This window comes from Thermocatellispora tengchongensis, assembly GCF_014202315.1.
In the GTDB taxonomy this organism is placed as follows: domain Bacteria; phylum Actinomycetota; class Actinomycetes; order Streptosporangiales; family Streptosporangiaceae; genus Thermocatellispora; species Thermocatellispora tengchongensis.
In genome coordinates, this window is sequence record NZ_JACHGN010000019.1 from 188,044 (window position 1) to 214,944 (window position 26,901).

Annotated in this window: 29 protein-coding genes; 25 read left to right on the forward strand and 4 right to left on the reverse strand. The window is 70.8% G+C overall.

Features of this window, described 5'->3' with window-relative positions; genetic code table 11:
* From hemB to hemL, 3 genes are all read left to right on the forward strand, one after another.
* Positions 1 to 981 (forward strand): porphobilinogen synthase (gene hemB, locus HNP84_RS36700; protein ID WP_185054616.1); only part of this gene is annotated, 981 nt, incomplete at its 5' end.
* A 225-nt stretch (positions 982 to 1,206) separates the two neighbouring features.
* The gene (locus HNP84_RS36705; protein WP_185054617.1) at positions 1,207 to 1,860 is read left to right on the forward strand and encodes a bifunctional DNA primase/polymerase; all 654 of its coding nucleotides are present in this window, start codon (positions 1,207 to 1,209) and stop codon (positions 1,858 to 1,860) included.
* A gap of 82 nt (positions 1,861 to 1,942) precedes the next feature.
* A complete protein-coding gene (hemL, locus tag HNP84_RS36710) occupies positions 1,943 to 3,235 on the forward strand; it encodes a glutamate-1-semialdehyde 2,1-aminomutase (protein ID WP_185054618.1) in 1,293 nt (430 codons plus the stop codon).
* A 142-nt stretch (positions 3,236 to 3,377) separates the two neighbouring features.
* Here hemL and HNP84_RS55495 read toward each other — a convergent pair whose 3' ends face one another.
* Positions 3,378 to 3,503, reverse strand: coding sequence for a hypothetical protein (locus HNP84_RS55495; RefSeq protein ID WP_281396395.1), 126 nt, complete (start codon positions 3,501 to 3,503; stop codon positions 3,378 to 3,380).
* 73 nt (positions 3,504 to 3,576) lie between these two features.
* On the opposite strand from HNP84_RS55495, the gene HNP84_RS36715 reads away from it, so the two are divergent.
* The 6 genes from HNP84_RS36715 (at position 3,577) to ccsB (ending at position 9,676) form a co-directional block, all read left to right on the forward strand.
* The gene (locus HNP84_RS36715; RefSeq protein ID WP_185054619.1) at positions 3,577 to 4,512 is read left to right on the forward strand and encodes a LysR family transcriptional regulator; all 936 of its coding nucleotides are present in this window, start codon (positions 3,577 to 3,579) and stop codon (positions 4,510 to 4,512) included.
* A gap of 127 nt (positions 4,513 to 4,639) precedes the next feature.
* Entirely contained in the window at positions 4,640 to 5,278 is a 639-nt protein-coding gene (locus HNP84_RS36720; RefSeq protein WP_185054620.1) for a histidine phosphatase family protein, read from the forward strand.
* Between the two features lie 292 nt (positions 5,279 to 5,570).
* Positions 5,571 to 6,164: a TlpA family protein disulfide reductase gene (locus HNP84_RS36725; protein ID WP_185054621.1), complete on the forward strand. Its 594-nt coding sequence runs from the start codon at positions 5,571 to 5,573 to the stop codon at positions 6,162 to 6,164.
* An 18-nt stretch (positions 6,165 to 6,182) separates the two neighbouring features.
* Positions 6,183 to 6,917 (forward strand): cytochrome c biogenesis CcdA family protein, encoded by a 735-nt coding sequence (locus tag HNP84_RS36730; RefSeq protein WP_185054622.1) that lies wholly within the window; start codon positions 6,183 to 6,185, stop codon positions 6,915 to 6,917.
* A 43-nt stretch (positions 6,918 to 6,960) separates the two neighbouring features.
* The gene (gene resB, locus HNP84_RS36735) at positions 6,961 to 8,664 is read left to right on the forward strand and encodes a cytochrome c biogenesis protein ResB (RefSeq protein WP_246519153.1); all 1,704 of its coding nucleotides are present in this window, start codon (positions 6,961 to 6,963) and stop codon (positions 8,662 to 8,664) included.
* The gene (gene ccsB / locus HNP84_RS36740; RefSeq protein ID WP_185054623.1) at positions 8,654 to 9,676 is read left to right on the forward strand and encodes a c-type cytochrome biogenesis protein CcsB; all 1,023 of its coding nucleotides are present in this window, start codon (positions 8,654 to 8,656) and stop codon (positions 9,674 to 9,676) included. The genes resB and ccsB overlap by 11 nt, the downstream gene beginning before the upstream one ends.
* A 9-nt stretch (positions 9,677 to 9,685) precedes the next feature.
* Here ccsB and HNP84_RS36745 read toward each other — a convergent pair whose 3' ends face one another.
* On the reverse strand, positions 9,686 to 9,979 hold the full coding sequence (locus HNP84_RS36745; protein WP_376772017.1) for a PLDc N-terminal domain-containing protein: 294 nt from the start codon (positions 9,977 to 9,979) through the stop codon (positions 9,686 to 9,688).
* 204 nt (positions 9,980 to 10,183) lie between these two features.
* On the opposite strand from HNP84_RS36745, the gene HNP84_RS36750 reads away from it, so the two are divergent.
* Both HNP84_RS36750 and HNP84_RS36755 read left to right on the forward strand, forming a co-directional pair.
* Positions 10,184 to 11,233: a hypothetical protein gene (locus tag HNP84_RS36750; RefSeq protein ID WP_185054625.1), complete on the forward strand. Its 1,050-nt coding sequence runs from the start codon at positions 10,184 to 10,186 to the stop codon at positions 11,231 to 11,233.
* A gap of 10 nt (positions 11,234 to 11,243) precedes the next feature.
* Positions 11,244 to 11,501 carry a hypothetical protein gene (locus HNP84_RS36755; RefSeq protein WP_185054626.1) on the forward strand — a complete coding sequence of 86 codons (258 nt, stop codon included), beginning with the start codon at positions 11,244 to 11,246 and terminating at the stop codon, positions 11,499 to 11,501.
* Between the two features lie 107 nt (positions 11,502 to 11,608).
* Here the strand turns inward: HNP84_RS36755 and HNP84_RS36760 are convergent, their stop codons facing one another.
* Positions 11,609 to 11,848, reverse strand: coding sequence for a BldC family transcriptional regulator (locus HNP84_RS36760; protein WP_185054627.1), 240 nt, complete (start codon positions 11,846 to 11,848; stop codon positions 11,609 to 11,611).
* A gap of 302 nt (positions 11,849 to 12,150) precedes the next feature.
* Here HNP84_RS36760 and HNP84_RS36765 point away from each other — a divergent pair, with 302 nt between their 5' ends.
* Complete coding sequence (locus tag HNP84_RS36765) at positions 12,151 to 12,372, forward strand: DUF4229 domain-containing protein (RefSeq protein ID WP_312926577.1); 222 nt, start codon at positions 12,151 to 12,153, stop codon at positions 12,370 to 12,372.
* Here the strand turns inward: HNP84_RS36765 and HNP84_RS36770 are convergent.
* A complete protein-coding gene (locus HNP84_RS36770) occupies positions 12,269 to 13,576 on the reverse strand; it encodes a delta-60 repeat domain-containing protein (RefSeq protein WP_185054629.1) in 1,308 nt (435 codons plus the stop codon). The two genes, HNP84_RS36765 and HNP84_RS36770, sit on opposite strands and share 104 nt — an antisense overlap.
* A 101-nt stretch (positions 13,577 to 13,677) precedes the next feature.
* Here HNP84_RS36770 and HNP84_RS36775 point away from each other — a divergent pair, with 101 nt between their 5' ends.
* From HNP84_RS36775 to nuoK, 13 genes are all read left to right on the forward strand, one after another.
* Positions 13,678 to 14,406, forward strand: a complete 729-nt coding sequence (locus HNP84_RS36775) for a demethylmenaquinone methyltransferase (RefSeq protein WP_185054630.1) — start codon at positions 13,678 to 13,680, stop codon at positions 14,404 to 14,406.
* 787 nt (positions 14,407 to 15,193) lie between these two features.
* Entirely contained in the window at positions 15,194 to 16,450 is a 1,257-nt protein-coding gene (locus HNP84_RS36780; protein ID WP_312926571.1) for a geranylgeranyl reductase family protein, read from the forward strand.
* Positions 16,451 to 16,598: 148 nt separating this feature from the next.
* Positions 16,599 to 16,958 carry an NADH-quinone oxidoreductase subunit A gene (locus HNP84_RS36785; RefSeq protein ID WP_185054631.1) on the forward strand — a complete coding sequence of 120 codons (360 nt, stop codon included), beginning with the start codon at positions 16,599 to 16,601 and terminating at the stop codon, positions 16,956 to 16,958.
* 3 nt (positions 16,959 to 16,961) lie between these two features.
* Positions 16,962 to 17,510, forward strand: a complete 549-nt coding sequence (locus HNP84_RS36790) for a NuoB/complex I 20 kDa subunit family protein (RefSeq protein ID WP_185054632.1) — start codon at positions 16,962 to 16,964, stop codon at positions 17,508 to 17,510.
* The gene (locus tag HNP84_RS36795; RefSeq protein WP_185054633.1) at positions 17,510 to 18,205 is read left to right on the forward strand and encodes an NADH-quinone oxidoreductase subunit C; all 696 of its coding nucleotides are present in this window, start codon (positions 17,510 to 17,512) and stop codon (positions 18,203 to 18,205) included. The genes HNP84_RS36790 and HNP84_RS36795 overlap by 1 nt, the downstream gene beginning before the upstream one ends.
* Positions 18,202 to 19,539: an NADH-quinone oxidoreductase subunit D gene (locus tag HNP84_RS36800; RefSeq protein ID WP_185054634.1), complete on the forward strand. Its 1,338-nt coding sequence runs from the start codon at positions 18,202 to 18,204 to the stop codon at positions 19,537 to 19,539. Before HNP84_RS36795 ends, HNP84_RS36800 begins: the two co-directional genes overlap by 4 nt.
* Positions 19,536 to 20,204 (forward strand): NADH-quinone oxidoreductase subunit NuoE, encoded by a 669-nt coding sequence (nuoE, locus tag HNP84_RS36805; RefSeq protein WP_185054635.1) that lies wholly within the window; start codon positions 19,536 to 19,538, stop codon positions 20,202 to 20,204. The genes HNP84_RS36800 and nuoE overlap by 4 nt, the downstream gene beginning before the upstream one ends.
* Positions 20,201 to 21,487 carry an NADH-quinone oxidoreductase subunit NuoF gene (gene nuoF, locus HNP84_RS36810; protein WP_185054636.1) on the forward strand — a complete coding sequence of 429 codons (1,287 nt, stop codon included), beginning with the start codon at positions 20,201 to 20,203 and terminating at the stop codon, positions 21,485 to 21,487. The genes nuoE and nuoF overlap by 4 nt, the downstream gene beginning before the upstream one ends.
* Positions 21,484 to 23,895: an NADH-quinone oxidoreductase subunit G gene (locus HNP84_RS36815; protein WP_185054637.1), complete on the forward strand. Its 2,412-nt coding sequence runs from the start codon at positions 21,484 to 21,486 to the stop codon at positions 23,893 to 23,895. Before nuoF ends, HNP84_RS36815 begins: the two co-directional genes overlap by 4 nt.
* A complete protein-coding gene (nuoH, locus tag HNP84_RS36820; protein ID WP_185054638.1) occupies positions 23,892 to 25,256 on the forward strand; it encodes an NADH-quinone oxidoreductase subunit NuoH in 1,365 nt (454 codons plus the stop codon). The genes HNP84_RS36815 and nuoH overlap by 4 nt, the downstream gene beginning before the upstream one ends.
* Entirely contained in the window at positions 25,243 to 25,758 is a 516-nt protein-coding gene (gene nuoI, locus HNP84_RS36825) for an NADH-quinone oxidoreductase subunit NuoI (protein ID WP_185054639.1), read from the forward strand. The genes nuoH and nuoI overlap by 14 nt, the downstream gene beginning before the upstream one ends.
* Positions 25,751 to 26,548: an NADH-quinone oxidoreductase subunit J gene (locus HNP84_RS36830; protein WP_185054640.1), complete on the forward strand. Its 798-nt coding sequence runs from the start codon at positions 25,751 to 25,753 to the stop codon at positions 26,546 to 26,548. The genes nuoI and HNP84_RS36830 overlap by 8 nt, the downstream gene beginning before the upstream one ends.
* The gene (gene nuoK, locus HNP84_RS36835; protein WP_185054641.1) at positions 26,545 to 26,841 is read left to right on the forward strand and encodes an NADH-quinone oxidoreductase subunit NuoK; all 297 of its coding nucleotides are present in this window, start codon (positions 26,545 to 26,547) and stop codon (positions 26,839 to 26,841) included. The genes HNP84_RS36830 and nuoK overlap by 4 nt, the downstream gene beginning before the upstream one ends.
* Positions 26,842 to 26,901: the final 60 nt, after the last annotated feature.

Below are 26,901 nucleotides of genomic sequence, written 5' to 3' on the forward strand. Positions count from 1 at the left end.
AACGCTGAGTTTCCTGTCGCGCGGCCTCGGAGGCTGCGTCGCACCGCGGCGTTGCGGCGTATGGTGGCCGGCACCCGGCTGCATCCCGCCGAGCTGATCCTGCCCGTCTTCGTCAAGGAGGGCATCAGCGAGCCGCAGCCGGTGGCCTCGATGCCGGGCGTGGTGCAGCACACCCGCGACTCGCTGCGCAAGGCGGCGCACGAGGCCGCCGAGGCCGGCGTCGGCGGGCTGATCCTGTTCGGCATCCCGGCCGTCAAGGACGGGCGCGGCTCGGCCGCCGACGACCCCGGCGGCATCGTGCAGCAGGCGCTCGGCGACGTGGTGGCCGAGGTGGGCGACGCGCTGGTGATCATTACCGACACCTGCCTGGACGAGTTCACCGACCACGGCCACTGCGGCATCCTGACCCCCGACGGCGACGTGGACAACGACCTGACCCTGGAGCGCTACGCCTCGGCCGCCGTGGCCCAGGCCCGCGCCGGGGCGCAGGTGATCGCGCCGAGCGGCATGATGGACGGCCAGGTGGGCGCGATCCGGGCCGCGCTCGACGCCGAGGGCTTCGCCCAGGTGCCGATCCTGGCCTACTCCGCCAAGTACGCCTCCGGCTTCTACGGCCCGTTCCGCGACGCCGCCGAGTGCGCCCCGCAGTTCGGCGACCGCAGCTCCTACCAGCAGGACCCGGCGGGGCCGGTCGGCGAGGCGCTGCGCGAGGTCCGGCTCGACCTGGCCGAGGGCGCCGACGCGGTGATGGTCAAGCCCGCGCTGGCCTACCTCGACATCCTGCGCCAGGTCCGCGACACCGTGGACGTGCCGGTGGCCGCCTACCAGGTCAGCGGCGAGTACGCCATGGTCGAGGCCGCCGCCGCCAACGGCTGGATCGACCGCGAACGGGTCATCATGGAGTCATTGGTCGCCATCCGCCGCGCCGGAGCCGACCTGATCCTCACGTACTGGGCCACCGAGGTGGCCAAGCGCCTGTGACCATCAGGGGCCGGGACAGTAACGGATGGCCCTAACCGGGGGGTTTCCGTCAGGCAACTAGCCGGGGTGCGTTAGAGTTCCAGAAAGCAGTCTGGTGTGCCCCGGGTGGGTAGGTTAGGCAGCCCGATGGCCCCTTTCGGTGCGGATCTCAAAGCGCACGGGGGCGGATTCCGGGTCTCGCGGGGCACCGGCGTGGGCGGACCTGTGGCGGGACGGAGGACACGAATGGTGGGGGTACCACTCGCTCGGCGTACCAAACGGCTGGGCCGTCCCTCGCGGCGGCGCGTGTCCAAGCTGGAATCGGTGTTGCAGTACGCGGCGCTGGGCTGGGCGAGCTGTCCCGGCGCCCATCCGCTGCGCGAGGGCGGCAGGGCGTGCTCGTGCGACCGGGTCGGCTGTCCCGACCCCGGCGCCCATCCGCTCTCGCCCGCCTGGCAGATGCAGGCCACGTGCGACACCACGCAGCTCACCCGCTGGTGGCGCCAGGACGAGGACGCCAACGTGATCCTGCCCACGGGGCGCGTGTTCGACGTGTTCGACATGCCCCTGGAGGCCGGCCTCACGGCCCTGGCCCGCATGGACGCCTCCGGTTCCGACACAGGCCCGGTCGCCGCTAACGGCGACCGGGTTCTGTTTTACGTGGCCACCCGCGGCAACCCCGACGACGAGGACGAGTGGTGGTCCTGCCACCTCGACTGCGGGCCCGAGACCATCGACAGCATGCCGGGCCTGCGCTGGCACTGCCGCGACAGCTATGTCCTGGCCCCGCCGTCCACGCTGCCGACCGGGCAGCCGGTCTCCTGGCTGCGCCCGCCCGACGGCCGTCCGCTGCCCGACCCGCTGCGGGTGCTCGACTGGCTGGCCGACGCCTGTGAGTGAGCCCGCCTGCGAGTGAGCCCGCCTGCGAGTGACGGCCCGCCTGTGAGTGAGCCCGCGCGGGGGCATCGGTAGCCTTGTTCGGGTGAGCTCCACGCAGAAGTCCGAGGAACTGTTCGCGCGCGCCAAGGAGATCGTCCCGGGCGGGGTCAACTCGCCGGTGCGGGCGTTCGGGGCGGTCGGCGGCACGCCGCGGTTCATGGCCGGGGCGCAGGGCCCCTACATCGTCGATGTCGACGGCAACCGCTACGTCGACCTGGTCTGCTCCTGGGGCCCGATGATCCTGGGCCACCGCCACCCCGCGGTGCTGGAGGCGCTGCGCGCCGCGCTCGACGGCGCCACGTCGTACGGCGCGGCCACCCCGGGCGAGGTGGAGCTCGCCGAGGAGATCGTGGCGCGGGTCGCCCCGGTGGAGAAGGTACGCCTGGTCAGCTCGGGCACCGAGGCCACGATGTCGGCGGTGCGCCTGGCCCGCGGCTTCACCGGCCGGTCCAAGGTGATCAAGTTCGCGGGCTGCTACCACGGCCACGTGGACGCCCTGCTGGCCTCGGCCGGCTCGGGCGTGGCCACCTTCGGGCTGCCCGACACGCCGGGGGTGACCGGCGCGGCGGCGTCCGACACGATCGTGCTGCCCTACAACGACATCGAGGCCGTGGAGGAGGCGTTCCGCCTCGCCGAGATCGCGTGCGTGATCACCGAGGCGTGCCCGGCCAACATGGGCGTGGTGCCGCCCGCGCCCGGCTTCAACGCCAGGCTGAAGGAGCTGTGCGCGGCCAACGGCGCGCTGCTGATCCTGGACGAGGTGCTGACCGGCTTCCGGGTCTCGGCCGCCGGGTGGTACGGCCTGGACCCGGTGGACGCCGACCTGATGACCTTCGGCAAGGTCATGGGCGGCGGGCTGCCGGCCGCCGCGTTCGGCGGCCGGGCCGACGTGATGAGCCTGCTGGCCCCCGAGGGCCCGGTCTACCAGGCCGGCACGCTGTCGGGCAATCCGCTGGCGTGCGCGGCTGGCCTCGCCACGCTGCGCGCGTGCGACGACGAGGTGTACGACCGGGTGGACGCCGCGGCCCTGGTCATCGGCAGGGCCGCGTCCGACGCGCTGGCGGCGGCGGGCGTGCCGCACCGGCTGCAGCGGGCCGGGAGCCTGTTCTCGATCTTCTTCACCGAGGAGCCCGTGACGGACTTCGCGGGAGCCAGGCGGCAGAACACCGCCGCCTTCGGCAACTTCTTCCACGCCATGCTGGACCAGGGCGTGTATCTGCCGCCCTCGGCGTACGAGGCGTGGTTCCTGTCGGCCGCTCACGATGAAGAGGCGCTTACGCGGATCGCCGACGCGCTGCCTCTCGCGGCCAAGGCCGCCGCCGCTGCCCTGGGCTGACGCCAGGTCCTCCCTCAGCGGCACGGCGGCTGAATCGGGCCGGGCCGAGCGCCCGGCCGTGCCGTCAGGCCGGGCCCGTGAGCCGGGCCTGTAAGCCGGGCCTGTAAGCCGGGCCCGTGAGCCGGGACCGGCCGGTGCCCGCTTAGCGGGTCGTGGCCGGGTTCGGCTTGCCGTTGCGGATGCGGCGCTCGCGCTCGGCGTTGGCGAGCTTCTCCAGGTAGGAGATCGGCTGGTCGGGGGCCCTGTCGTGAGTGCGGTTTCTTCTCATGCATCCATTTTCGCGAGGCAAACTGTTCAGGACAAGCGAGACTTCCTTAGGGTTGTCATTTAGGCTTGCTTACATGTTGGACCTCAACCGGCTCAAGGCCCTGCACGCCGTGTCGATCTACGGTTCGGTCGGCGCGGCGGCCGAAGCGCTGATGGTGACACCGTCCGCGATCTCGCAGCAGCTCGCCAAGCTGGAGCGCGAGACCGGAGCCACGCTGATCGAACGCAACGGGCGCGGGGTGAAGCTCACCGACGCGGCCGGTCTGCTCGCCGAGCACGCCGGGCGCATCCTGGCCCTGGTCGAGACCGCCGAGGCCGACTTCGAGGCGCTGCGCGGGGCGGTGGTCGGGCGGCTGAGCATCGCCGCGTTCCCGACCGCCGCCCGCGGCCTGCTGCCCGGGGCGCTCACCCACCTGCGCGAGCGCCACCCCGAGCTGCAGGTCCAGCTCTTCGAGCGCGAGCCCGAACGGCAGATCCGCGAGGTCGCGCGGGGCGAGCTGGACCTCGCCGTGGCCCAGGACTGGCTGAACCGGCCCATGGCCATCCCCGAGGGCCTGTCGCGGGCGGCGCTCCTCGACGACATCGCCGATGTGATCCTGCCCGCCTCGCACCCCCTGGCCGGACGGCCGGAGATCTCGCTGTCCGACCTGGCGGGCGAGCAGTGGATCAGCTCCTCGCCGGGCACGGTGTGCCACGACTGGCTGGTGTTCACCCTGCGCTCGGCGGAGGTCGAGCCGGACATCAGTTGCATGGTGGACGAGTATCCGACCCAGCTCGCGCTGGTGGCCGCGGGCCACGGGTGCGCGATCGTGCCCCGGCTGGGCCGCGGCCCGCTGCCGCCGGACGTACGGGCCGTGCCCATCCTGCACCGCCCTACGCGGCGCATCTACGCCCTGTGGCGCACCGACGCGGCCCGCCGCCCCGCCATCCGCGCCGCTGTTGACGCCCTGCGGGCCGTCGCCGCCCCGCTGTGCCTGACCAGCGAGCCCGCGGAGCTGAGCGGCGTGTGAGCCCGCGCTCCAGGTTCTCGTAGCAGCATCGCCGGCTCACGCGTCCGAAGCTCCGGTTTCCCGCGACACGCGCCGGGCGCCTCCCGGAGGGCGTCCGGCCGCTACTTGTCGGTAGGCTGTGCGCACCATGGCTGAGACCACCGTCGTTCACCTGCTGCGGCACGGTGAGGTGCACAACCCCGAAGGGGTCCTGTACGGCAGGCTGCCCGGCTACCACCTCTCCGAGACCGGCCGCCTGATGGCCGAGATGGTGGCCAAGGCCGTCGCCGACCGTGACATCACCGTACTGGTCAGCTCGCCCCTGGAGCGCGCCAGGGAGACCGCCGCCCCGCTCGCCGAGGCCCTTCATCTCGACGTGGCCCTCGACGACCGCCTGCTTGAGGCCGACAACATCTTCCAGGGCCGCCCGGTCGGCCTTGGCGACGGCGTGTTCCGCAACCCGCGCCACTACCGCTACCTGTGGAACCCGTTCCGTCCCTCCTGGGGCGAGCCCTACCTGGACCTCGTGGCCCGCATGCGCGGCGCGATCGACGACGCCAGAGCCGCCGCCCGCGGCCACGAGGCGGTGCTCGTCAGCCACCAGCTCCCCATCTGGGTCATCCGCCTGGCCGCCGAGGGCCGCCGCCTCTGGCACGACCCCCGCCGCCGCCAGTGTGCCCTGGCCAGCCTGACCAGCTTCACCTTCGACGGCGACCGCCTCACCAGCATCGGCTACAGCGAACCCGCCGGCGCCCTGTCCCGCCGCCCCTCCGTCCCCGGAGCCTGACGTCCCCCGCCCCAGGCGCGCCTCCCCCGGAACCGGCCAACACGTGTCCGTCTCAGGTAGACGGGTTGTGGCGGCTTGAGCGCGGGTCGTGTCTGGAGGAGGAGCGCAGGGAGCGGAGCGACCGGAGCGACGGGGGAAGACATGACCCTGGGGGCGCTCAAGCCTGCGCGTGCGGAGCACGCGCCATTGGCGCGAAGCACGCGCCATTAGCACTGCCCTGGGCACGGAACCGTCCGGTGGGCGCGGTAGAGTTACAGCTCTACCGCTTGTAGTACGAGGAGATCCTCCTTCCGTGTCCGCCGCACAGTCCTTCAAGGCGCTCGCCCTCGCCCTCGTTCTGGCCATCGGCGTGACCGCGTGTGCGGGGAGCCAGGGCGGGCAGCCGCAGACCGGTGACACCCGGTTCGTCGCCGGTGACGGCAAGATGCAGGTGTTCGGGGCCGCCGATCGCAAGCCGGCGCCCGAGGTGTCGGGGCCGACGCTCGACGGGGAGAACGCGTCGCTGGCCGCGTACAAGGGCAAGGTCGTGGTGCTGAACTTCTGGGCGTCGTGGTGCGCGCCGTGCGTGGCCGAGGCTCCGGTGCTGAAGGACGTCGCGGCCAAGACCAAGGCGCAGGGGGTCGACTTCCTCGGCGTCGCGTTCAAGGACGACAAGGCCGCCGCGCTGGCCTTCGAGCGCAACCACAAGCCGGGCTATCCGAGCCTGCACGACCAGCCCGGCAAGGTGGCGCTGGCGTTCCAGGGCACGGTGCCGCCGGCCGCGATCCCGTCCACGCTGATCATCGACAGGCAGGGACGCATCGCCGCGCGGGCGCTCGGCGCGGTGAAGTACACCGACCTGCTGAACACGGTCAACCAGATCAGCGGCGAGGACGGTCGGCAGTGAGATCCATGATGACCTGTGATGACCGCCGACCTCGCTGACACCGTAGCAACGGGTTCGCTCGGACTGGCGCTGCCGATCGCGGTGGCGGCGGGGGTGGTGTCGTTCCTGTCGCCGTGCGTGCTGCCCCTGGTGCCCGGCTACCTGTCGTACGTGACCGGGATGAGCGCCGACCCGCGCCGTGGCCGGCTGGTGCTGGGCAGCGCGCTGTTCGTGCTCGGCTTCGCGGCGGTGTTCGTGGCGGGCGGCGCGGTGGTGGGCGGGCTGGGCGCGGTGATGTTGCGCAACGCCGAGGGCATCACCCGGGTGCTCGGGGTCCTGACGATCGTGCTCGGCCTGTCGTTCATGGGGCTGATCCCGGGGCTGCAGCGCGACATGCGCATCCACCGCCGTCCCGCCGCGGGGCTCGCGGGCGCGCCGCTGCTCGGCGTGGTGTTCGGCCTGGGCTGGACGCCGTGCATCGGCCCCACCCTCGCCGTCGTCCTCACCCTGGGCCTGAACGAGGGCAGCGCGGGCCGCGGCGCGCTGCTGGCGGCCGCGTACGCGCTGGGGCTCGGCCTGCCGTTCGTGGCCGCGGGCCTGGCCTACAGCAGCGCCCTGCGCGCGTTCAAGGCCGTACGCCGCCACTCGCGGCTCGTCATGCGCATCGGCGGCGGCATGCTGGTCGTCGTCGGCGTGCTGCTGGTGACCGGCCTGTGGGGGCAGTTGGTCGCGACCATGCAGGGCTGGATCGGCGGCTTCCAGCCGGTGATCTGAGGTGCCGACCCTGATCCGACGATGAGCTGATGACAGGTAGACGATGACCCGAACCGACGACGACACCCGGGCGGACACCGTGGACACCGCGCCGGCCGCCCAGGCGGGCGAGTCTGGCGAGTCCGGCAAGCCTGGCGAGTCCGGCGCGTCCGGTAAGCCTGGCGCGTCCGGCAAGCCCGGCGGGTCCGGCGGGGGCCCGGCGGCGGTGCGACTCGGGGCGATCGGCTGGGCGCGGTGGTTCTGGCGCACGCTGACCTCGATGCGCACCGCGCTGATCCTGCTGTTCCTGTTCGCGCTGGCCGCCGTGCCCGGCTCGCTCCTCCCGCAGCGCGGCGTCGAGCCCGCCGACGTCGCCCAGTACTTCCGCGACAACCCCACCTACGCCGAGTGGCTGGACCGGCTCTGGCTGTTCGACGTCTTCCGCGCGCCCTGGTTCGCGGCGATCTACCTGCTGCTGTTCGTGTCGCTGATCGGCTGCATCGTGCCGCGTACCGGCGTGTACCTGCGGGAGCTGCGCCGCAGGCCCCCGGCGGCGCCGCGCAACCTGGGCAGGCTGCCGCAGCACGCGTCCTACGACAGCGAGGCCGGGCCGGAGCAGGCGCTGGCGCGCAGCGCGGAGTGGCTGCGGGCGCGCCGGTTCCGCGTCGCGACCGGCGACGGCTGGGTGTCGGCCGAGAAGGGCTACCTGCGCGAGACCGGGAACCTGCTCTTCCACGTCGCGCTGGTGGGCCTGCTGGTCGCGGTCGGCGTCGGCTCGTTGTACGGCTACCGCGGCAACGTGCTGCTCATCGAGGGCACCGGCTTCGCCAACACCGTGGCGGCCTACGACAGGTACATCCCGGGCTCCCAGGTGTCGGCCGAGTCGCTGGAGCCGTTCTCCTTCCAGCTCGACGACTTCCAGGCCAGCTACATCGCGGCCGGGGAGCGGCGCGGGCAGGTGCTGGACTACTCCGCCAAGCTCAGGGTCAGCGACAGTCCGGGCGCGCCCGAGCGCGACTACGAGCTGAAGGTCAACGAGCCGCTGGACGTCAACGGCACCATGACGTACCTGATCGGGCACGGTTACGCCCCGACCTTCAAGGTCGTGGACGGCAAGGGGAACGTGGCCTACGACGGGCCGGTGGCGTGCCTGGCGGAGAACATCCAGACGTACGCCTCCGAGTGCACCATCAAGGTGTCCAACGCCCAGCCCGAGCAGCTCGGCCTGTCGATCCGGTTCCTGCCCAGCACCGTCCCGCTCCAGGACGGCTCGTACGTCTCGGTCTTCCCGGGCGCGCTGAACCCCACCGCCCAGATCCGCGCCTTCGCCGGCGACCTGGGCCTGGCCGACGGCATCCCGCAGTCGGTCTACCTGTTCGACCAGGAGCGGCTGAAGAAGATGAAGCCGCTGGTCATGAAGGCCGCGCCGCTGGAGGTCGGGCAGTCGATGGAGCTGCCCGGCGGGCACGGCACGGTCACCTTCACCGGGGTGAAGGAGTGGGCGTCGCTGCAGATCGCCTACGACCCGGGGCGGCTGGCGGCGCTGGTCGCGGCGGTCGGCGCCGTGCTCGGCATCGTGCTCTCGCTCACCCTCCGCAGGCGGCGGATCTGGGTGCGGGCCGAGCAGGGGGAGGGCGGCGGTAGCGTCGTCCAGGTCGGCGGCCTCACCCGGACCGAGGGCGGCGCAGGCGGGTTCGCCGAGGAGTTCGCCGACATCGTGAAGGCACTCAGTGGTGCCACGGCTTCAGGAGTCAAGGATGCCCGTTGAGGTTGACACCGGACTCGCCACGCTGAGCGACCAGCTCATCCTGGTGACGGTGCTGCTCTATGTGATCGCCATGATCGGATACGCGCTGCAGCTCGGCTTCGGCCGTGCCGCGGCGCGCGCGTCCGCCGCCCCCGTACGCGAGCTGGCGACGGTCGGCGGCCGGTCCGCCGCCGCCGACGCGCCGGAGACCCCGGACGCTCAGGACACGCACAGGGACGGGCAGGAGGACGCGCAGGACGGCGCCGAGGCCGCGGCGAAGGCCGGGAACGCGGCGCCCAGGCCCGGCTTCGCGGAGCGGGCCGGCACCATCGCCGTGGTGCTGACCTGGCTCGGCTGGGCGACCAACCTGGGCTCCATCATGACCCGCGGCCTGGCGGTGGACCGGTGGCCGTGGGGCAACATGTACGAGTTCGTGGTCGCCATCGCGTTCGCCGCGGTGACCGTGTTCCTGTTGATGCAGCTCCGCTACCCGGTGCGCTTCCTCGGCGCGTTCGTGGCGCTGGCCGCCACGCTGTCGCTCGGCTTCGCGGTGCGCTACCTGCACGTCCAGGCCGGGCCGGTGGTGCCCGCGCTGAACTCGTACTGGGTGGCGATCCACGTCAGCGCCGCCATCGCGGCCAGCGGGCTGTTCATCGTGGGCGGCGTGTCGGGCATCCTGTACCTGGTACGCGGCGAGAAGCCGTCGCGGCTGCCCTCGCGCGCCGAGCTGGAGGCCATCGCGCACCGGGTCGTCGTGCTGGCGTTCCCGATCTGGACCTTCGCCGTCATCGCGGGCGCGCTGTGGGCCGACAAGGCGTGGGGCCGCTACTGGGGCTGGGACCCCAAGGAGGTCTGGGCGTTCATCACCTGGATCGCGTACGCCGCCTACCTGCACGCCCGCGCGACCGCCGGGTGGAGGGGCCGCGCGGCCGTCATCGTGCAGCTCATCGCGTTCGGCTGTCTTCTGTTCAACCTCATCGGCGTGAACATGTTCCTCGGCGGTCTGCACTCGTACGCCGACGTGCCGAACTGAGGGGCGGTATCACTCCTCGCCGCGGAGGCGGCGGTCGAGGTCGCGCAGGAACTCGGGGTCGTCGTCGGGGCCGCGGGGCACGTCGGCGCGCATGGAGCCGCCGGGGCCGGCCTGGGTCTCGCGCGGCGCGTAGGGGCGGCCGAGCAGCAGCCAGAGCACACCGCCGACGCCGACCAGCAGGACGACGACGAGGACCCAGAGGATCTTGGGGAGGTTCCTGGTCTCCTCGTCGGGCGTCGTGATGACGTCGAACAGGCAATAGAGCCAGAAAGCGAGCAACGCAAGGCCGAGAACCACAGGCATGCCCGAACTGTAAGCCATGGCGGGCACTGCTCGCGTCCGACCCCACAGACCTGTCCCCCCGCCGGTGACCCTGTCCACCCGTGGACGCCCTCAGATCGCTCTGTCCGCCCCTATCCCCGCCGGTCCCGACATTTCGGGTGACGCCCGATGTTCTGCGACGTACGGTGGTCCCTGGGCACGTGGTGGGGCAGACGAAGGGGCGTGATGGCTCAGTCGGGCGAGAAGGGGCGGCATCGGCGGGCGAACCGCTGGTGGCAGCGCGGCCCGTACGCGTCGCCGTACCGGGGTGGGAGCGGTGGCGGCGAGCGCGTGGACTCGGTGAGAGAGCCGGCCCCTGAGCGGCCGGAGCGGCGGCGGGTGGAGCGCCCGTACGCGGACCCCTGGCCGGACCACCGTCCCCCGGAGCGCCGCACGGCGCGGGCTGAGCGGCCGGAGCGGGCGGAGCGGCCGGAGTCCCCGCCCACCCCGGCTCCCCAGGAGTACACCGACCGGATGGACCACCGCCTGGACCGCTTCGACCGGCTGGAACGCCGGAGGCAGGCGGCGGTGAGCGCGGCCACGATCGCGGATCGGCCGCAGTACACCTGGCGCGACTTCGAGTTGGGCGACGAGCGGCCCAGGGCCCAGCCCAACGCGCCCGACACGCCCGCCCGCGGCGACGGCCTGCGTCACTGCGGCGTGCTGGAGCGCATCCTGCACCGGCAGTGGGACGTGCGCGACGGCCCGCCGTCGCCCGAGGCCGTGCGCGCGGTGGAGAGCCTGGCCCGGCTGCCCGACCGGCTGAAGGCGCTGCTCGCCGAGGGCCTGGAGGGCATCTACGTGGGCGCGGGCGGCGTGCCCGACCTGGACGACATGGGCTACTTGCGCGGCGCGCCCCTGCCCTCGGGCCGGGCGACCTGGGACATCTGCGCCGGCGCGTACGGCGACCGCAAGATCGTCGTCGGTGACCGGCCGTCCCCGACGCCCGACGTGATGATGCACGAGGTGGGGCACGCGCTGGACGACGTGGACGCGCGGCCGGGGGAGTGGGTCTCCGACAGCCCCGAGTTCGCCGCGTTGTACGAGCGGTGCGAGCCGCTCCTGGTATCGGCCTTCCACCAGCAGCCGGGCGGGCTCGGGCGCAAGGAGTTCTTCGCCGACGCCTTCGCGGCCATCGCCTCGCGTCAGCGGCCCGCGCTGGTGGACATGCTCGGAGGTGACACGCGGATGGCGCTCGATGTCATGCTGTTCTTCAACCGGCGCTACGGAATCTAGGTGATCGTTGATGTACGTCATCAGGCTCGCGGACGGGACCCTGCGCGTACCACAGAGTCTGACCAGCCACGACGGGCGCCTGATCGGCAACGCGTACGTCGAGGTGCCCCCCGGCGATCCCGAATACGACCGCTGGTCGGCCGGCGCGCTGACCGAGGAGGAGATCGTGGAGCGTCAGCGCCGCTGGCAGGAGGAGAACGACGAGCTGGAGCAGGCGTTCCTGGAGTTCAAGGCAGAGCAGGAGAACCAGGGTGCCCCGGGGTCGTGAGGGGGACACGGGGGCGTGACGCGCGAGGGGGCGCTGCGCGCACCGATTCACGGTGACCCTGCGGCTCCGGGTAGGCGCGCAGGATCACCGTGGCGACGACTCCGTCGTCAGACGCGCGGGGACTCGCCGGTAGGCCGATCGGCCGTGAGGACATCCTCGCCACGAAGAAGGGCGTGAACTTCCGACTCGCGGAAGCGCCGGTGCCCTCCGGGGGTACGAATGCTGCTGATGCGACCGGCCGCCGCCCAGCGGGTAACCGTCTTCGGGTCGACCCGGAAGAGGGCGGCAACCTCACCGGGTGTCAGCAGACGCTCGCTGCTACTCTCCACAATCTCTCCCCCTCGCATCCCGCTTCCTGCCAGCGGGCGGACAGGTAACCAGTGTGCCGAGCGAAGCCTGTTTTATCCGTGGTTTTCAGCAAAGATCACGGGTTGTTATAGGCCGAGTGCCCGATTGTTATATGATAGAGCCTCTTTGGGGCTCTCATGGGTGTTTCTTTACAAAAGGTGGTGTTGGGGAAGACTAGCAGTGTCCGTGCCCGATGCGAAGACTTCCCGCTCCGTGGGAAGAGTGACGTAACCTCGACGCTGTGCGTCCCGTCGTCGTTTACACCGCGTCAAGGATCGGCCTGTTCGCCATCGCGTTCGGCGTGCTCTACCTGCTCGGCCTGCGCAACTGGCTGTGGTTGCTGATCGCTGCCCTGGTGCTCAGCGGTCTGGCCAGCTACGTGCTGCTGTCCAAGCAGCGCGACGCCGTGAGCGCCCGCATCACCCAAGCGGGAACATCCCAACGCGGGCATGATACTCCCGACCAAGACGGGTCGTATCGCTACCAACCAGTAGACCGCCCGGATGAGCCAGAAAAGCCTTGACCCCGATCCCGCGGGTACGCGTGGGGTTCCAGGGCAGCGCCTTGCCGGTGCGCGGGTCGATCGCGCCGATCCCGGTCCGCTTCACCGCGCCCGGCCCGGCCGAGTCGTGCCCGCGCGGGTTGTCCAGCCAGCGCTGATGGCCGCCGACGTACACCGCCGCGCCGGTCACGGCCACGGAATACAACGAGTCGCCGCCGGTGTGGTTCACCCAGGTCGGCTTGATCCGCTCGCCCTTCGCCCCGGTCTCGAATCGGGCCGCGGAATCGCAGAGCTTGGCGGCGCCGCCATTTCCTCCTGTCGTCACGACGACGAAGTAGTCGCCGGCGGGTGAGAAGGCCAGCCCGCGTACGTACGCGGGGAAGGACTTGGCGCAGGCGGGCGCGTACGCCTCGGTGCGCCACGGCAGCACCCGCGCCTTGGCCCCGCCGATGTCGATCAGGCCGAGCTGCGGCCGCGACTGCCCGTCGAGCGTGGTGAAGTTGCCGTCAACGGCCAGCCGCGTGGGGGTCACGGCCAGCGAGTAGACCTTCAGACCGGCCCCGGGCCGGGGACCGGCCACCTCGATCGCGAACGAGGGATCGACGGCCCCGGTCGCCGCGTCGAGCCGCGCCAGCCCAGTGCGCCACGCGTTCCCCACGCGCCGGAAGTCGCCCCCGGCGTAGACCTTGCCGCCCTGCACGGCGAGCGTCTGCACGCCGCCGCCCGCGATCCGAGGCTCGAACCCGGGGACCGGCGCCCCGTCGGCCACCCGCAGCCGGGCCAGCCCGCGCGCCGGAGCGCGCCCGATCGTGGCGAAGTCGCCGCCGACGTACACGGTGCCGTCGGCGCCGGCCGCCAGCGCGTACACGACGCCGCGCACCTCGGGCGCGAACGAGGGGAGGATCTTCCCGGTGTACAGGTCGAACGCGAACAGGTTCGCCCGCTCCAGGGCGGGGGCGTCCTGCGGCCGGGCCTCCTTGACCGCGGAGAACTCGCCCCCCACGACGACGGTGCGCCCCACGATCGCGATGGCGTTCACGATCCCGTCCAGGACGTGCGGCGTGTAGTCCACCGGGTCCTCCGACACGACCGAGACGTGCCGGACGGGCGCGGGCGCCGGCACGGCCGTCGGCCCGGGAGGAGGCGGGGGAGCACCCGGCGCGGCCAGGGCCAGCGCCGACAGGACTGCTGAAACGACGGTGGTGTCTGCTACGAGGACAGGCATTCCCACAGTCGTATCAGACTCAGCGTAATCACGTGCGTACTTTCCGCACATTCCCCCAGTTCATCAGGAGCCCCAACAGGGAACCCCCTAGGCTTGTCCGCATGACCCGCGCGTCGCTGGAGAAGCAGCCCCACGAAGTCGCCGCGATGTTCGATCGCACCGCCCGCCGCTACGACCTGGTCAACGACATCATTTCGCTGGGCCAGGACCGCATGTGGCGCAAGGCCACCGCCGCCGCCGTGGACGCCGGCCCCGGCGAGCTGGTCCTCGACCTCGGCGCGGGCACCGGCACCTCCACCGACGCCTTCACCGGCCTGGGCGCTCGGGCCATCGCCTCCGACTTCTCGCTCGGCATGCTGCGCACGGGCGTGCGCAGAAGGGGCGGCTCCGGCATCCACGGCGGCGGCGTACGCGGGGTGACCTTCGTCGCCGGCGACGCCCTGAGGCTCCCCTTCCACGACGACTCCTTCGACGCCGTCACGATCAGCTTCGCCCTGCGCAACGTCCACGACACCAAGGCGGCCCTGCGCGAGATGCTCCGCGTCGCCCGGCCAGGCGCGAGACTCGTCATCTGCGAGTTCTCGCACCCGACGAACCGGAGCTTCGACCTGGTCTACAGCCAGTACCTGATGAAGCTCCTGCCGAAGGTGGCCAGGGCCTTCGGCAGCAACGACGACAGCTACGACTACCTGGCCGAGAGCATCAGGGACTGGCACGACCAGCCCGCCCTGGCCGCGCTGATCCAGGAGGCGGGCTGGGAGAAGGTGGCCTGGCGCAACCTGTCCCTCGGAATAGTGGCCCTGCACCGGGCTTTCAAACCGGCCGCCTGACCGCTTTTCCGGCGCGACGGAGAAAATCGCGACCGGCTCGTTCCGGCAGCGCGAACGGCCGATATGCGGGGCGTGGCGCGGGCTTTTCCCGAATCGGTGACGGAGGCTTGAGGAGAGCCGTCGTGATACCGGGTCTCCGCCGGGCCGAGGCGTACGCGGACGCCGTCTCCGTCGGGGTGTCCGCCTCGTTTCCCGCCCCGCAGGCCCGTGCCGAGCGGCACGTCGCGACCCGGATGGAACGGCGGGAGCCGCCGCGGGGCGAGCGTCCCCCGGCCCGCCGGCGACGATCTCGGGGTGATGTACGACCGATCACGGCGTTTTCACGACGCCATGGAGCCACCGAAACCGGCATCGCGCGTCCCGTGATTGGCGGGCCGGTATGCCGCGCCATTCAACGCGTTCACGCTCCTGTTCCCAATGAGCACGCCCGGGACGCCGAATACGCTCAAAAACCGGGGGCCTGTGGTCGTGCCGTCCGCCGAGGGCTTTCGGGCGGACCGAAGACATCAAGCCCGGCAACTCCTAGCACATCGTGACTATCCGCCTCCGTTAGGTGATTGCGGACCTGGTTACTCGCCAGTAGCGGCTCCTGGCTGACACGGTGGGGTGGAAAGGGGTTAGACTTCGGGCCGACAAGTTTGTGAAGAGGTTCACAAAGGAACGAAGGCCCCATACCCCGAGGCCGTCGAGCATGTAGGACAGGACAGGTCCCGTGACCGAGCCAGCCGCCGCGCAGCGGAGTGCAGAGCCCTCTGGTGTTCCTCGGAGTGTTTCCTCCTCCGAGGGGGTGCGGAGGGCGGCGGAGCTCGACGCCGACGTGATCGTGGTGGGGGCCGGGCCGGCCGGGTCCAGCACCGCCTTCTACCTGGCGCAGGCCGGGCTCGACGTGCTGCTGCTTGAGAAGACGACCTTCCCGCGGGAGAAGGTGTGCGGCGACGGGCTCACGCCGCGGGCCGTGAAGCAGCTCATCGCGATGGGGATCGACATCGACGCGCCCGGGTGGGTGCGCAACAAGGGCCTGCGCGTCGTGGGGGGCGGGCTCCGGTTCGAGCTGGACTGGCCGGAGCTGTCCAGCTACCCCGACTTCGGGCTCGTGCGCGTGCGCAAGGACTTCGACGAGATCCTCGCGGCCAACGCCGTACGGGGCGGGGCCAAGCTGCTGCAGGGCGTCAACGTCACCGGGCCCATCCTGGACGACCGGTCGGGGCACATCGTCGGCGTCACCGCCAAGCACGACGGTGAGAGCGTGTCGTACCGCTCGCGGCTCGTCGTGGCCGCCGACGGGAACTCGGCGCGGCTCGCGCTGGGGATGGGGCTGCACAAGCGGGAGGACCGGCCGATCGGGGTCGCGGTGCGGACCTACTACGACAGCCCGCGCCACGACGACGAGTACCTTGAGGTCTGGCTGGAACTGTGGGACGACCAGACCCTGCTGCCCGGGTACGGCTGGGTGTTCGGGGTCGGCGACGGCACGGCCAACGTCGGGCTGGGGCTGCTGAACACCTCCGAGGCGTTCAAGAACCTGGACTACCGGGATCTGCTGCGGCGGTGGGTGGGCAACATGCCCGAGGAGTGGACCTTCACCGAGGAGACCCGGCGGGGGCCGATCCGGGGCGCGGCGCTGCCGATGGCGTTCAACCGGCAGCCGCACTACACCCGCGGGCTGGTGCTCGTGGGCGATTCAGGCGGAATGATCAACCCGTTCAACGGGGAGGGCATCGCCTATGCGATGGAAACGGGTCAGATAGCGGCGGAGACGATCGCTCAGGCTTTGCACAGGACCACCCCTGCGCAGCGAGAGCGTTTGCTCCGGGCATACCCTGGTGTTCTGAAGGACGCCTTCGGGGGCTACTTCACCCTCGGCAGACTGTTCGTGGAGGCCATCGGCAGGCCGGGTGTCATGAGCTTCGCCACCCGGCACGCGTTGCCCCACCCACGTCTGATGCGGTTCGCGCTGAAACTCCTTGGTAACCTCACCGACCGGCGGGGCGACGCGTCGGACCGGATCATCAACGTGCTGTCGAAGGTCGCGCCGCCGGCATGACGTCTACAGACACGTTTCCGCAGCACAACGCCCTGAAGGGCATCGGATACAGGACGCGAAGTGCGATGATCGCCCCGACTCGACTTGCACGACACATCACAACGGATCCCGCGCTCCGGCGCGTGAAGATGGGAGAGGACGCGTAGCGATGGAGCTCTACCTGCCCATCCTGGTGCTCGCCGTTCTCGCGGGAGGGTTCGCGGTCTTCTCGGTGGCGATCGCCCCCTTCACCGGTCCGAAGCGCTGGAACCGCGCGAAGCTGGACGCGTACGAGTGCGGCATCGATCCCACGCCGCAGCCCGTCGGCGGCGGGCGCTTCCCGCTGAAGTACATGATCACCGCGATGCTCTTCATCGTGTTCGACATCGAGATCATCTTCCTCTACCCGTGGGCCGTGGCGTTCGACCAGCTCGGCGTCTTCGGGCTGGTCGAGATGGTGCTCTTCATCGCCACGGTGCTGGTCGCCTACGCCTACGTCTGGCGCCGCAAGGGCCTGGATTGGGACTGAGATATGGGTCTTGAAGAGAAACTCCCCAGCGGGTTCATCCTCAGCACGGTCGAGCAGGTGGCCGGCTGGGCGCGCAAGAACTCCGTGTGGCCGGCGACGTTCGGCCTGGCCTGCTGCGCCATCGAGCTGATGTCCACGGGCGGTCCCAAGCACGACCTGGCGCGCTTCGGCATGGAGCGCGCTTCGGCGTCTCCGCGCCAGGCCGACCTGATGATCGTGGCCGGGCGCGTGTCGCAGAAGATGGCGCCGGTGCTGCGCCAGATCTACGACCAGATGGCCGAGCCCAAGTGGGTCATCGCGATGGGCGTGTGCGCCTCCAGCGGCGGCATGTTCAACAACTACGCGGTGGTGCAGGGCGTGGACCACGTCGTGCCGGTCGACATCTACCTGCCCGGCTGCCCGCCGCGGCCCGAGATGCTGATCGACGCGATCGTGAAGCTCCACGACAAGATCCAGAATACTAAGTTCGGCGCGCACCGTGCCAAGCAGATCGACGAACTCGAACTGCAGGCGCTGCGGTCGCTCCCCCTGATCGATCAGGGAGTCAAGTGATGTCCACTCCCGACAAGACCCCTGAGAACAAGCTGCCGGGCGTCCCCGAGGGGCCGATCGCACGGCGGGGGATGTTCGGCGCGACCGGGACCGGCGACACCTCCGGCTACGGCGGTCTCGTCGTACGCCGGGCGCCGCAGCTCTCCTCGCCCCGCCCGTACGGCGGCTACTTCGACGCCATCGCCGACGAGCTGGAGCGGGCCCTGGGCGACGGGTTCGCCGACGCCGTGGAGCGGGTCGTCGTGGACCGCGGCGAGCTGACCTTCCACGTCAAGCGGGAGCGCCTGGTGGAGGTGCTGCGCCACCTGCGCGACGACCCCGCCCTGCGGTTCGAGCTGTCGCTGGGCGTCTCGGGCGTGCACTACCCGCACGAGACCGGGGCCGAGCTGCACGCGGTCTACCACCTGTGCTCGATGACCCACAACCGGCGGCTGCGCGTCGAGGTGAGCTGCCCCGACGCCGACCCGCACATCCCGTCGTCGGTGACGGTCTACCCCACCCACGACTGGCACGAGCGCGAGACGTACGACTTCTTCGGCATCATCTTCGACGGCCACCCGGCGCTGACCCGGATCGAGATGCCCGACGACTGGGACGGCCACCCGCAGCGCAAGGACTACCCGCTCGGCGGCATCCCGGTCGAGTACCGCGGCGCCGAGATCCCCGCGCCCGACCAGAGGAGGTCCTACGCATGACCACGTCATACGACTACGACGAGGACCTCAAGGAGGGCCGGGTCTTCACCGTCGTCGGCCAGGACTGGGACGACATGGTGCGCGAGATCAGCGGCGCCGAGGAGGAGCACCTCGTCGTCAACATGGGCCCGCAGCACCCCTCGACCCACGGCGTGCTCCGGCTGATCCTCACCCTCAGCGGCGAGACCGTGACCGAGGCCCGCGCGGTGATCGGCTACCTGCACACCGGCATCGAGAAGAACCTCGAATACCGCACCTGGACCCAGGGCACCACGTTCGTCACCCGCATGGACTACCTGTCGCCGATCTTCAACGAGACGGCGTACTGCATGGGCGTGGAGCGGCTGCTCGGCATCGAGGACCGGGTGCCCGAGCGGGCGCAGGCGATCCGGGTCATGATGATGGAGCTGAACCGGATCTCCTCCCACATCTTCGCCATCGCGACGTACGGCATGGAGCTCGGCGCGACCACGCCGTTCCTGACCGGTCTGCGCGAGCGCGAGATGATCCTCGACATCTTCGAGTACATCACCGGCCTGCGGATGAACATGGCGTACGTCCGTCCGGGCGGCGTGTCGGTCGATCTGCCCGCCGGCGCGGTGGACAAGGTCGGCGAGTTCCTGAAGGTCATGCCCAAGCGGATCAAGGAACTGCGCAAGCTGCTGGACGAGAACCCGGCCTACACCCGCAGGACCAAGGACGTCGCCTACCTCGACCTGACCGGCTGCATGGCGCTCGGCGTGACCGGGCCGGTGCTGCGGGCGGCGGGCCTGCCGTGGGACCTGCGCAAGACGCAGCCCTACTGCGGCTACGAGACCTACGAGTTCGACGTCGTCACCGAGAAGACCTGCGACGTCTACGGCCGCTACCAGGTGCGCGTCGGCGAGATGGAGCAGTCCCTCAAGATCGTCCAGCAGGCGCTGGACCGGCTGGCCGGGCCCGAGCTGAAGGGCCAGCCCGTGATGATCGACGACAAGAAGATCGGCTGGCCGTCGCAGCTCGCGCTCGGCCCCGACGGGCTCGGCAACTCGCCCGACCACATCGCGCACATCATGGGCTCCTCGATGGAGGCCCTGATCCACCACTTCAAGCTGGTGACCGAGGGCTTCAGGGTGCCGGCCGGCCAGGTGTACGCCGCGGTCGAGTCGCCCCGCGGCGAGCTGGGGGCGCACGTGGTCAGCGACGGCGGCACCCGCCCCTACCGCGTGCACTTCCGCGACCCGTCGTTCACGAATCTGCAGGCCATTCCCGCGACGTGCGAGGGTGGCATGGTCGCCGACGTGATCTCGGCGGTGGCCTCGCTCGACCCGGTCATGGGAGGTGTGGACCGGTGACGTACGCGCCGGAAGTCCGCGAGCGTCTCGAACGCGACGCCAAGGAGATCATCGGGCGGTACCCCAAGAGCCGCTCGGCCCTGCTGCCGCTGCTGCACCTGGTGCAGTCGGAGGACGGCTACGTCAGCGACGACGGCCAGGAGTTCTGCGCCGAGATGCTCGGCCTGACCAAGGCCGAGGTCGTGGGCGTGTCCACCTTCTACACGATGTACAAGCGCAAGCCGGCCGGGCAGTACCACGTCGGCGTGTGCATCAACACGCTGTGCGCGGTCATGGGCGGCGACCAGATCTGGGAGGAGCTCACCGAGCACGTCGGCGTGGGTCACGACGAGACCACCGCCGACGGCAAGATCTCCCTGGAACGGCTCGAATGCAACGCGGCCTGCGACTTCGCGCCGGTGATGATGGTCAACTGGGAGTTCTTCGACAACCAGACCCCGGCCTCGGCCAAGCAGCTCGTCGATGACCTGCGCGACGGCAAGGACGTCGCGCCGACGCGCGGGCCGAAGAAGCTGTGCACGTTCAAGGAGGCGTCGCGCGTGCTCGCGGGCATGTCGGACGGCCTGGCCGGCGACGGCCCGTCGGCCGCCGGCCCCTCGCTCGAAGGACTGCGGCTCGCCAAGGAGAAGGGCTGGAGCAAGCCCCCCAGGGAGGGAGCGGAATGACCACGCTGACCCCGGTCCTCACCGAGAACTGGGACAAGCCCGACTCCTTCACGCTGGACGGCTACGGCGACTACTCCGCCGCCCGCAAGGCCCTCGGCATGGACCCCGACGCCATCATCCAGGCGGTCAAGGACTCCGGCCTGCGCGGTCGCGGCGGCGCGGGGTTCCCGACCGGCATGAAGTGGGGCTTCATCCCGCAGGGCGACGGCAAGCCGCACTACCTCGTCGTCAACGCCGACGAGTCGGAGCCGGGCACCTGCAAGGACATCCCGCTGATGATGGCCAACCCGCACGCGCTGGTCGAGGGCGTCATCATCACGTCGTACGCGATCCGGGCCAACCACGCCTTCATCTACGTGCGCGGCGAGGTGCTGCACGTCATCCGCCGGCTGCGGGCGGCGGTGCAGGAGGCGTACGAGAAGGGGTACCTCGGCTCGGACATCTTCGGCTCGGGCTACGACCTGGAGCTCGTCGTGCACAGCGGCGCCGGGGCGTACATCTGCGGCGAGGAGACGGCGCTGCTCGACTCGCTGGAGGGATACCGCGGCCAACCTCGGCTCAAGCCCCCCTTCCCGGCCGTCGCGGGGCTCTACGCCTGCCCCACTGTCATCAACAACGTCGAATCGGTCGCCAGCGTTCCCAGCATCGTGGCGAACGGCGCGGCCTGGTTCGCCTCGATGGGCACCGAGAAGTCCAAGGGCTTCGGCATCTTCTCCCTCAGCGGCCACGTCACCCGCCCCGGCCAGTACGAGGCGCCGCTCGGCATCACCCTGCGCGAGCTGCTCGACATGGCGGGCGGCATCCGCGAGGGCCACCGGCTGAAGTTCTGGACGCCCGGCGGCTCCTCCACGCCGATCTTCACCGAGGAGCACCTGGACGTCCCGCTCGACTTCGAGTCGGTCGGGGCCAAGGGCTCGATGCTGGGCACCCGCGCGCTGCAGATCTTCGACGAGACCACCTGCGTGGTCCGCGCGGTGCTGCGGTGGACCGAGTTCTACGCCCACGAGTCCTGCGGCAAGTGCACGCCGTGCCGCGAGGGCACCTACTGGCTCAAGCAGGTGCTCAAGCGCCTGGAGAAGGGACAGGGCACCGAGGAGGACCTGTCCACCATCACCGACATCGCCGACAACATCCTCGGCCGCTCGTTCTGCGCCCTCGGCGACGGCGCGACGAGCCCGATCCACTCGTCGGTGAAGCACTTCCGCGACGAGTACCTGAAGCATTTCGAGATCGGCGGCTGCCCGTTCGATCCCGCCGCGTCCACTGTGTGGGGGAAGGCATGACCGTTCAAACGCCCGCCTCGGGCCCGGTGGAGCAGCCGGTCGACCTGGTGACGCTCACCATCGACGGCTTCCAGATCAGCGTGCCCAAGGGCACCCTGCTGATCCGGGCCGCCGAGCTGCTGGGCATCCAGATCCCCCGGTTCTGCGACCACCCCCTGCTCGACCCGGTCGGGGCCTGCCGGCAGTGCCTGGTGACCATCGAGGGCATGCCCAAGCCCGCGGCGTCCTGCACCATCGTGTGCACCGAGGGCATGGTCGTCTCCACGCAGCTCACCAGCCCGGTCGCGGAGAAGGCGCAGCGCGGTGTCATGGAGCTGCTGCTCATGAACCACCCGCTCGACTGCCCGGTCTGCGACAAGGGCGGCGAGTGCCCGCTGCAGAACCAGGCGATGTCGAACGGGCAGGGCGAGTCGCGCTTCCAGGAGGACAAGCGGACCTTCGAGAAGCCGATCCCGCTGTCCACCGAGGTGCTGCTCGACCGCGAGCGGTGCATCCAGTGCGCCCGGTGCATCCGCTTCTCCGATGAGATCGCCGGCGACCCGCTGATCGAGTTCTTCGAGCGGGGCGCCAAGGAGCAGGTCAGGACCGCCGACGGCGAGCCGTTCCAGTCCTACTTCTCCGGCAACACCATCCAGATCTGCCCGGTCGGCGCGCTCACCAGCGCGGCGTACCGGTTCAAGGCCCGTCCGTTCGACCTGATCTCCACCCCGAGCGCGTGCGAGCACTGCGCCAGCGGCTGCTCGCTGCGCACCGACCACCGCCGCGGCCGGGTCACCCGCCGCCTGGCCGGGAACGACCCGCAGGTCAACGAGGAGTGGAACTGCGACAAGGGCCGTTTCGCCTTCACCTACGCCACCCAGCCGAACCGCCTGCGCTCGCCCCTGATCCGCGACGAGGAGGGCAAGCTGGTCCCGGCGTCCTGGCCGGAGGCGCTGGCCGCCGCCGCCGAGGGGCTGTCCCGGGCGCGCGGGCGCGCGGGCGTGCTGGTCGGGGGCCGGCTCACCGTCGAGGACGCGTACGCGTACGCGAAGTTCGCCCGGGTGGCGCTCGACACCAACGACATCGACTTCCGCGCCCGCCCGCACTCGGCCGAGGAGGCGCAGTTCCTCGCCCACGCGGTCGCCGGCAAGGGGATCGAGATCTCCTACGCCGACCTGGAGAAGGCGCCGGCGGTGCTGCTCGCGGGCTTCGAGCCCGAGGAGGAGTCGCCGATCGTCTTCCTGCGGCTGCGCAAGGCCGTGCGCAAGCGCGGGCTGAAGGTCTTCGACGTCGCCCCGTTCGCGACGCCGGGCCTGGCCAAGCTGGGCGGCACGCTGATCCGCGCCCTGCCCGGCACCGAGGCCGAGGCGCTCGGCGACCTGGTCGAGGGCGACGCCCCCGCGAGCGAGGCGCTCAAGCAGCCCGGCGCGATCATCCTGGCCGGTGAGCGGCTGGCGGCCGTGCCCGGCGCGCTGTCGGCGGTCGTCCGGCTGGCCGGCGCGACCGGGGCCCGGCTCGCCTGGGTGCCGCGCCGCGCCGGCGAGCGCGGCGCGATCGAGGCCGGCGCGATGCCCAACCTGCTGCCGATCGGCCGGCCGGTCACCGACGACGAGGCCAGGGCCGAGGTCGCCCGGGTGTGGAACGTCACGAGCCTGCCGGCCGCGCCGGGCCGCGACACCGCCGGCATCCTGTCGGCCGCGCTGGACGAGCAGCTCGACGCGCTGGTCATCGCCGGGGTGGACCCCAAGGACATCCCCGACACCGAGGCCGTGCTCGCCGCGCTGGAGAACACCCCGTTCATCGTCAGCCTGGAGCAGCGGGCCACCGCGGTCACCGACCGCGCCGACGTGGTGCTGCCGGTCGCGGCCGTGGCCGAGAAGTCCGGCACCTTCGTCAACTGGGAGGGCCGCGGGCGTACCTTCGAGGTCGCCATCCAGGCGCCCGGCGTGATGAGCGACCTGCGCGCGATCGGCGCCATCGCCGACCACATGGACGTGCACCTTGGCCTGCCCGACCCCGCCGCCGCCCGCCGCGAGCTGGGCGAGCTGGGCTCCTGGCGGGGCCCGCGCCCGCTGGCGCCGAGCGTGTCCGGACGGGCCATGCCCACCCCGGGCGCCGGCGAGGCCGTCCTGGCCACCTGGCACCTGCTGCTCGACGAGGGCACCCTCCAGGAGGGCGAGCCGTACCTCGCGGGCACCGCGCGGCCGGGCGAGGCGCTGCTGTCCGAGGCCACCGCCGCCGAGGCGGGGGTCGCCGACGGCGGCAAGGTGACGGTCGCGACGGAGCACGGCACCGTGAGCCTGCCCGTACGCATCGCGGACCTGCCCGATCGCGTCGTCTGGGTGCCGGCCAACTCCGCCGGCTGCTCGGTCAACCGAGACCTGCGCGCGGCGGCCGGTGACATCGTCAAGATCGGGAGCGCCTCATGAGCACTCTGAGCCCCGCGCTGCTCGCCGCCGCGCCCGCGGGCCCCAGCCTTGCCGACTTCGGCAAAGATCCGCTGTGGATCACCATCATCAAGGCCGTGTTCATCTTCGTCTTCCTGCTGCTGGGCGTGCTGTTCGGCGTCTGGTTCGAGCGGAAGCTGATCTCACGGATGCAGGACCGCTACGGCCCCAACCGGGCCGGCAGGTTCGGCCTGCTGCAGTCGGTGGCCGACGGCCTGAAGATGGGCCTGAAGGAGGACATCACCCCGCGCACGGTGGACAAGGTCCTGTACAGGCTGGCGCCGATCATCCTGGTGGTGCCCGCGTTCCTGGCCTTCTCCATCGTGCCGTTCGGGCCCATGGTGTGGATGTTCGGCCAGCACACGCCGCTCCAGCTCACCGACATGCCGGTCGCGGTGCTGTTCGTGCTGGCGATGGCCTCGGTCGGCGTCTACGGCATCGTGCTCGCCGGGTGGTCCTCCCGCTCGCCGTACGCGATCCTGGGCGGCCTGCGCTCCAGCGCCCAGGTGGTCTCCTACGAGATCGCCATGGGCCTGTCCTTCGTCGGCGTCTTCCTGTTCGCCGGCACGCTGTCCACCTCCGAGATCGTGGCCGCGCAGGCGGAGGGCGGCACCGTCGAGCTGGGCGGGTTCACCCTGAACCTGCCCTCCTGGTACGTCGTGCTGCTGATCCCGTCGTTCCTGATCTACGCGATCACCATGCTCGGCGAGACCAACCGCGTGCCGTTCGACCTCCCCGAGGGCGAGGGCGAGCTGGTCGGCGGCTTCATGACCGAGTACTCCTCGTCGCTGAAGTTCGCGCTGATCATGATGGCCGAGTACGTCAACGTGTTCACCGTCTCGGCCCTGTCGATCACGCTGTTCTTCGGCGGCTGGCGCGCGCCCTGGCCGATCTCGCTGTGGGACGGCGCCAACGTCGGCTGGTGGCCGATGCTGTGGTTCTTCATCAAGCTCGTGCTGGTGTTCTCCGCGTTCGTCTGGATCCGCGCCTCGCTGCCGCGCATCCGGTACGACCAGCTCATGGCGTTCGGCTGGAAGGTGCTGATCCCGCTCAACCTGGGCTGGATCCTCATGGTCGCCACCGTCCGGGCCCTCCAGGTGCCCGAGAACAACAGGGCGGTCGTGTTCACCCTCGCCGCGGTCGTGCTGGTCGGCATCCTGGCCATCTGGTTCCGGTTCGACACCGTGCTCCAGCGCCGCCGCGAGGAGAAGGCGGCCCAGATCGAGGCCGAGTTCGCGCGGCTGCAGGCCGAGCCCGAGGCCGGGGGCTTCCCGGTGCCGCCGCTTGACCTGCCGCACTATCACGGTGCGGGTCGCAAGGAGGTTCCCAGTGGGAGCAACTGATTGGCTGAACCCCGTCAAGGGCTTCGGGGTGACCTTCCACCAGATGTTCAAGAAGCCCGTGACGGTGCAATATCCCGAGGAGAAGAAGCCCACCGCGCCGCGCTTCCACGGCCGCCACCAGCTCAACCGCTGGCCCGACGGCCTGGAGAAGTGCGTGGGCTGTGAGCTGTGCGCCTGGGCCTGTCCCGCCGACGCGATCTACGTCGAAGGCGCGGACAACACCGACGAGGAGCGCTACTCTCCCGGCGAGCGCTACGGACGCACCTACCAGATCAACTATCTGCGGTGCATCCTGTGCGGCCTGTGCATCGAGGCGTGCCCCACCCGGGCGCTCACGATGACCAACGAGTACGAGCTCGCCGACTCCAGCCGCGAGAGCCTCATTTACACCAAGGAGATGCTGCTCGCCCCGCTCGGCGCCGGCATGGAGGCCCCGCCGCACCCCATGCGCCTCGGTGAGACCGAAGAGGACTACTACCGGCTTGGACGCAACAATGGGTGAGACCATCACGTTCTGGGTGCTCGCGGTCGTCTCCGTGTCGGCCGCGCTCGGCCTGGTGTTCAGCCGCAAGGCCGTCTACTGCGCGCTCATGCTCGGCGTCGTGATGCTCTCCCTCGCGGTCCTGTACGCCGTGCAGGACGCGCCGTTCCTCGCCGCGGTGCAGATCATCGTCTACACCGGCGCGGTCATGATGCTGTTCCTGTTCGTGCTGATGATGGTCGGCGTCGACTCCTCCGACTCCCTGGTCGAGACGATCCGGGGGCAGCGGTTCTGGGCCATGATCGCCGGCATCGGCTTCGCGGTGCTGCTCGCGCTGGCGGTCGGCCAGGCCGCGATCGGCGACCCGGCCGGGGTGACCGGCGCCAACCAGCGCGCGGGCGGCAACGTGCCCGCTCTGGCCGAGCTGATCTTCACCAGGCACGTGTTCGCCTTCGAGGTCGCCTCCGCGCTGCTGATCACCGCGGCGCTGGGCGCGATGGTGCTGGCGCACCGCGAGCGCACCCGGCCCCGGCCCACGCAGAAGGACCTGGCCAAGGCGCGCTTCGTCAGCGGCTACCCCGGGCCGCTCCCCGGCCCCGGCACGTACGCCAGGAACAACGCGATCGACATGCCGGCGCGGCTGCCCGACGGCTCGGTCTCCGAGCTGTCGGTCAACCGCGTGATCGCGCGGCACGACGTCGAGGACGGCAGGCTCCCCGACGACCCCGAGCTCGCCGAGGCCATCCGGCAGGCGGCGGCCGAGGAGGAGGAGCACAACGCCTCCATCGCAGGCCCGAAGGAGGACCGGTGACCACGCACTACCTCGTGCTCTCCGCGCTGCTTTTCGCCATCGGCGCCGTCGGCGTCCTGGTGCGGCGCAACGCCATCGTCGTGTTCATGTGCGTGGAGCTGATGCTCAACGCGTGCAACCTCGCGTTCGTCACCTTCGCCCGGCAGCACGGCAACCTGGACGGCCAGCTCATCGCGTTCTTCGTGATGGTGGTGGCCGCGGCCGAGGTCGTGGTGGGCCTGGCCATCATCGTGACGATCTTCCGAACCCGCAGGTCCGCGTCCGTCGACGACGCCAACCTGCTGAAGTACTAAGAGGTGCCAGTGGAACCCGTCGAGATCATCCAGCATTCCGGGGGTGTGATCGGAGTCGCC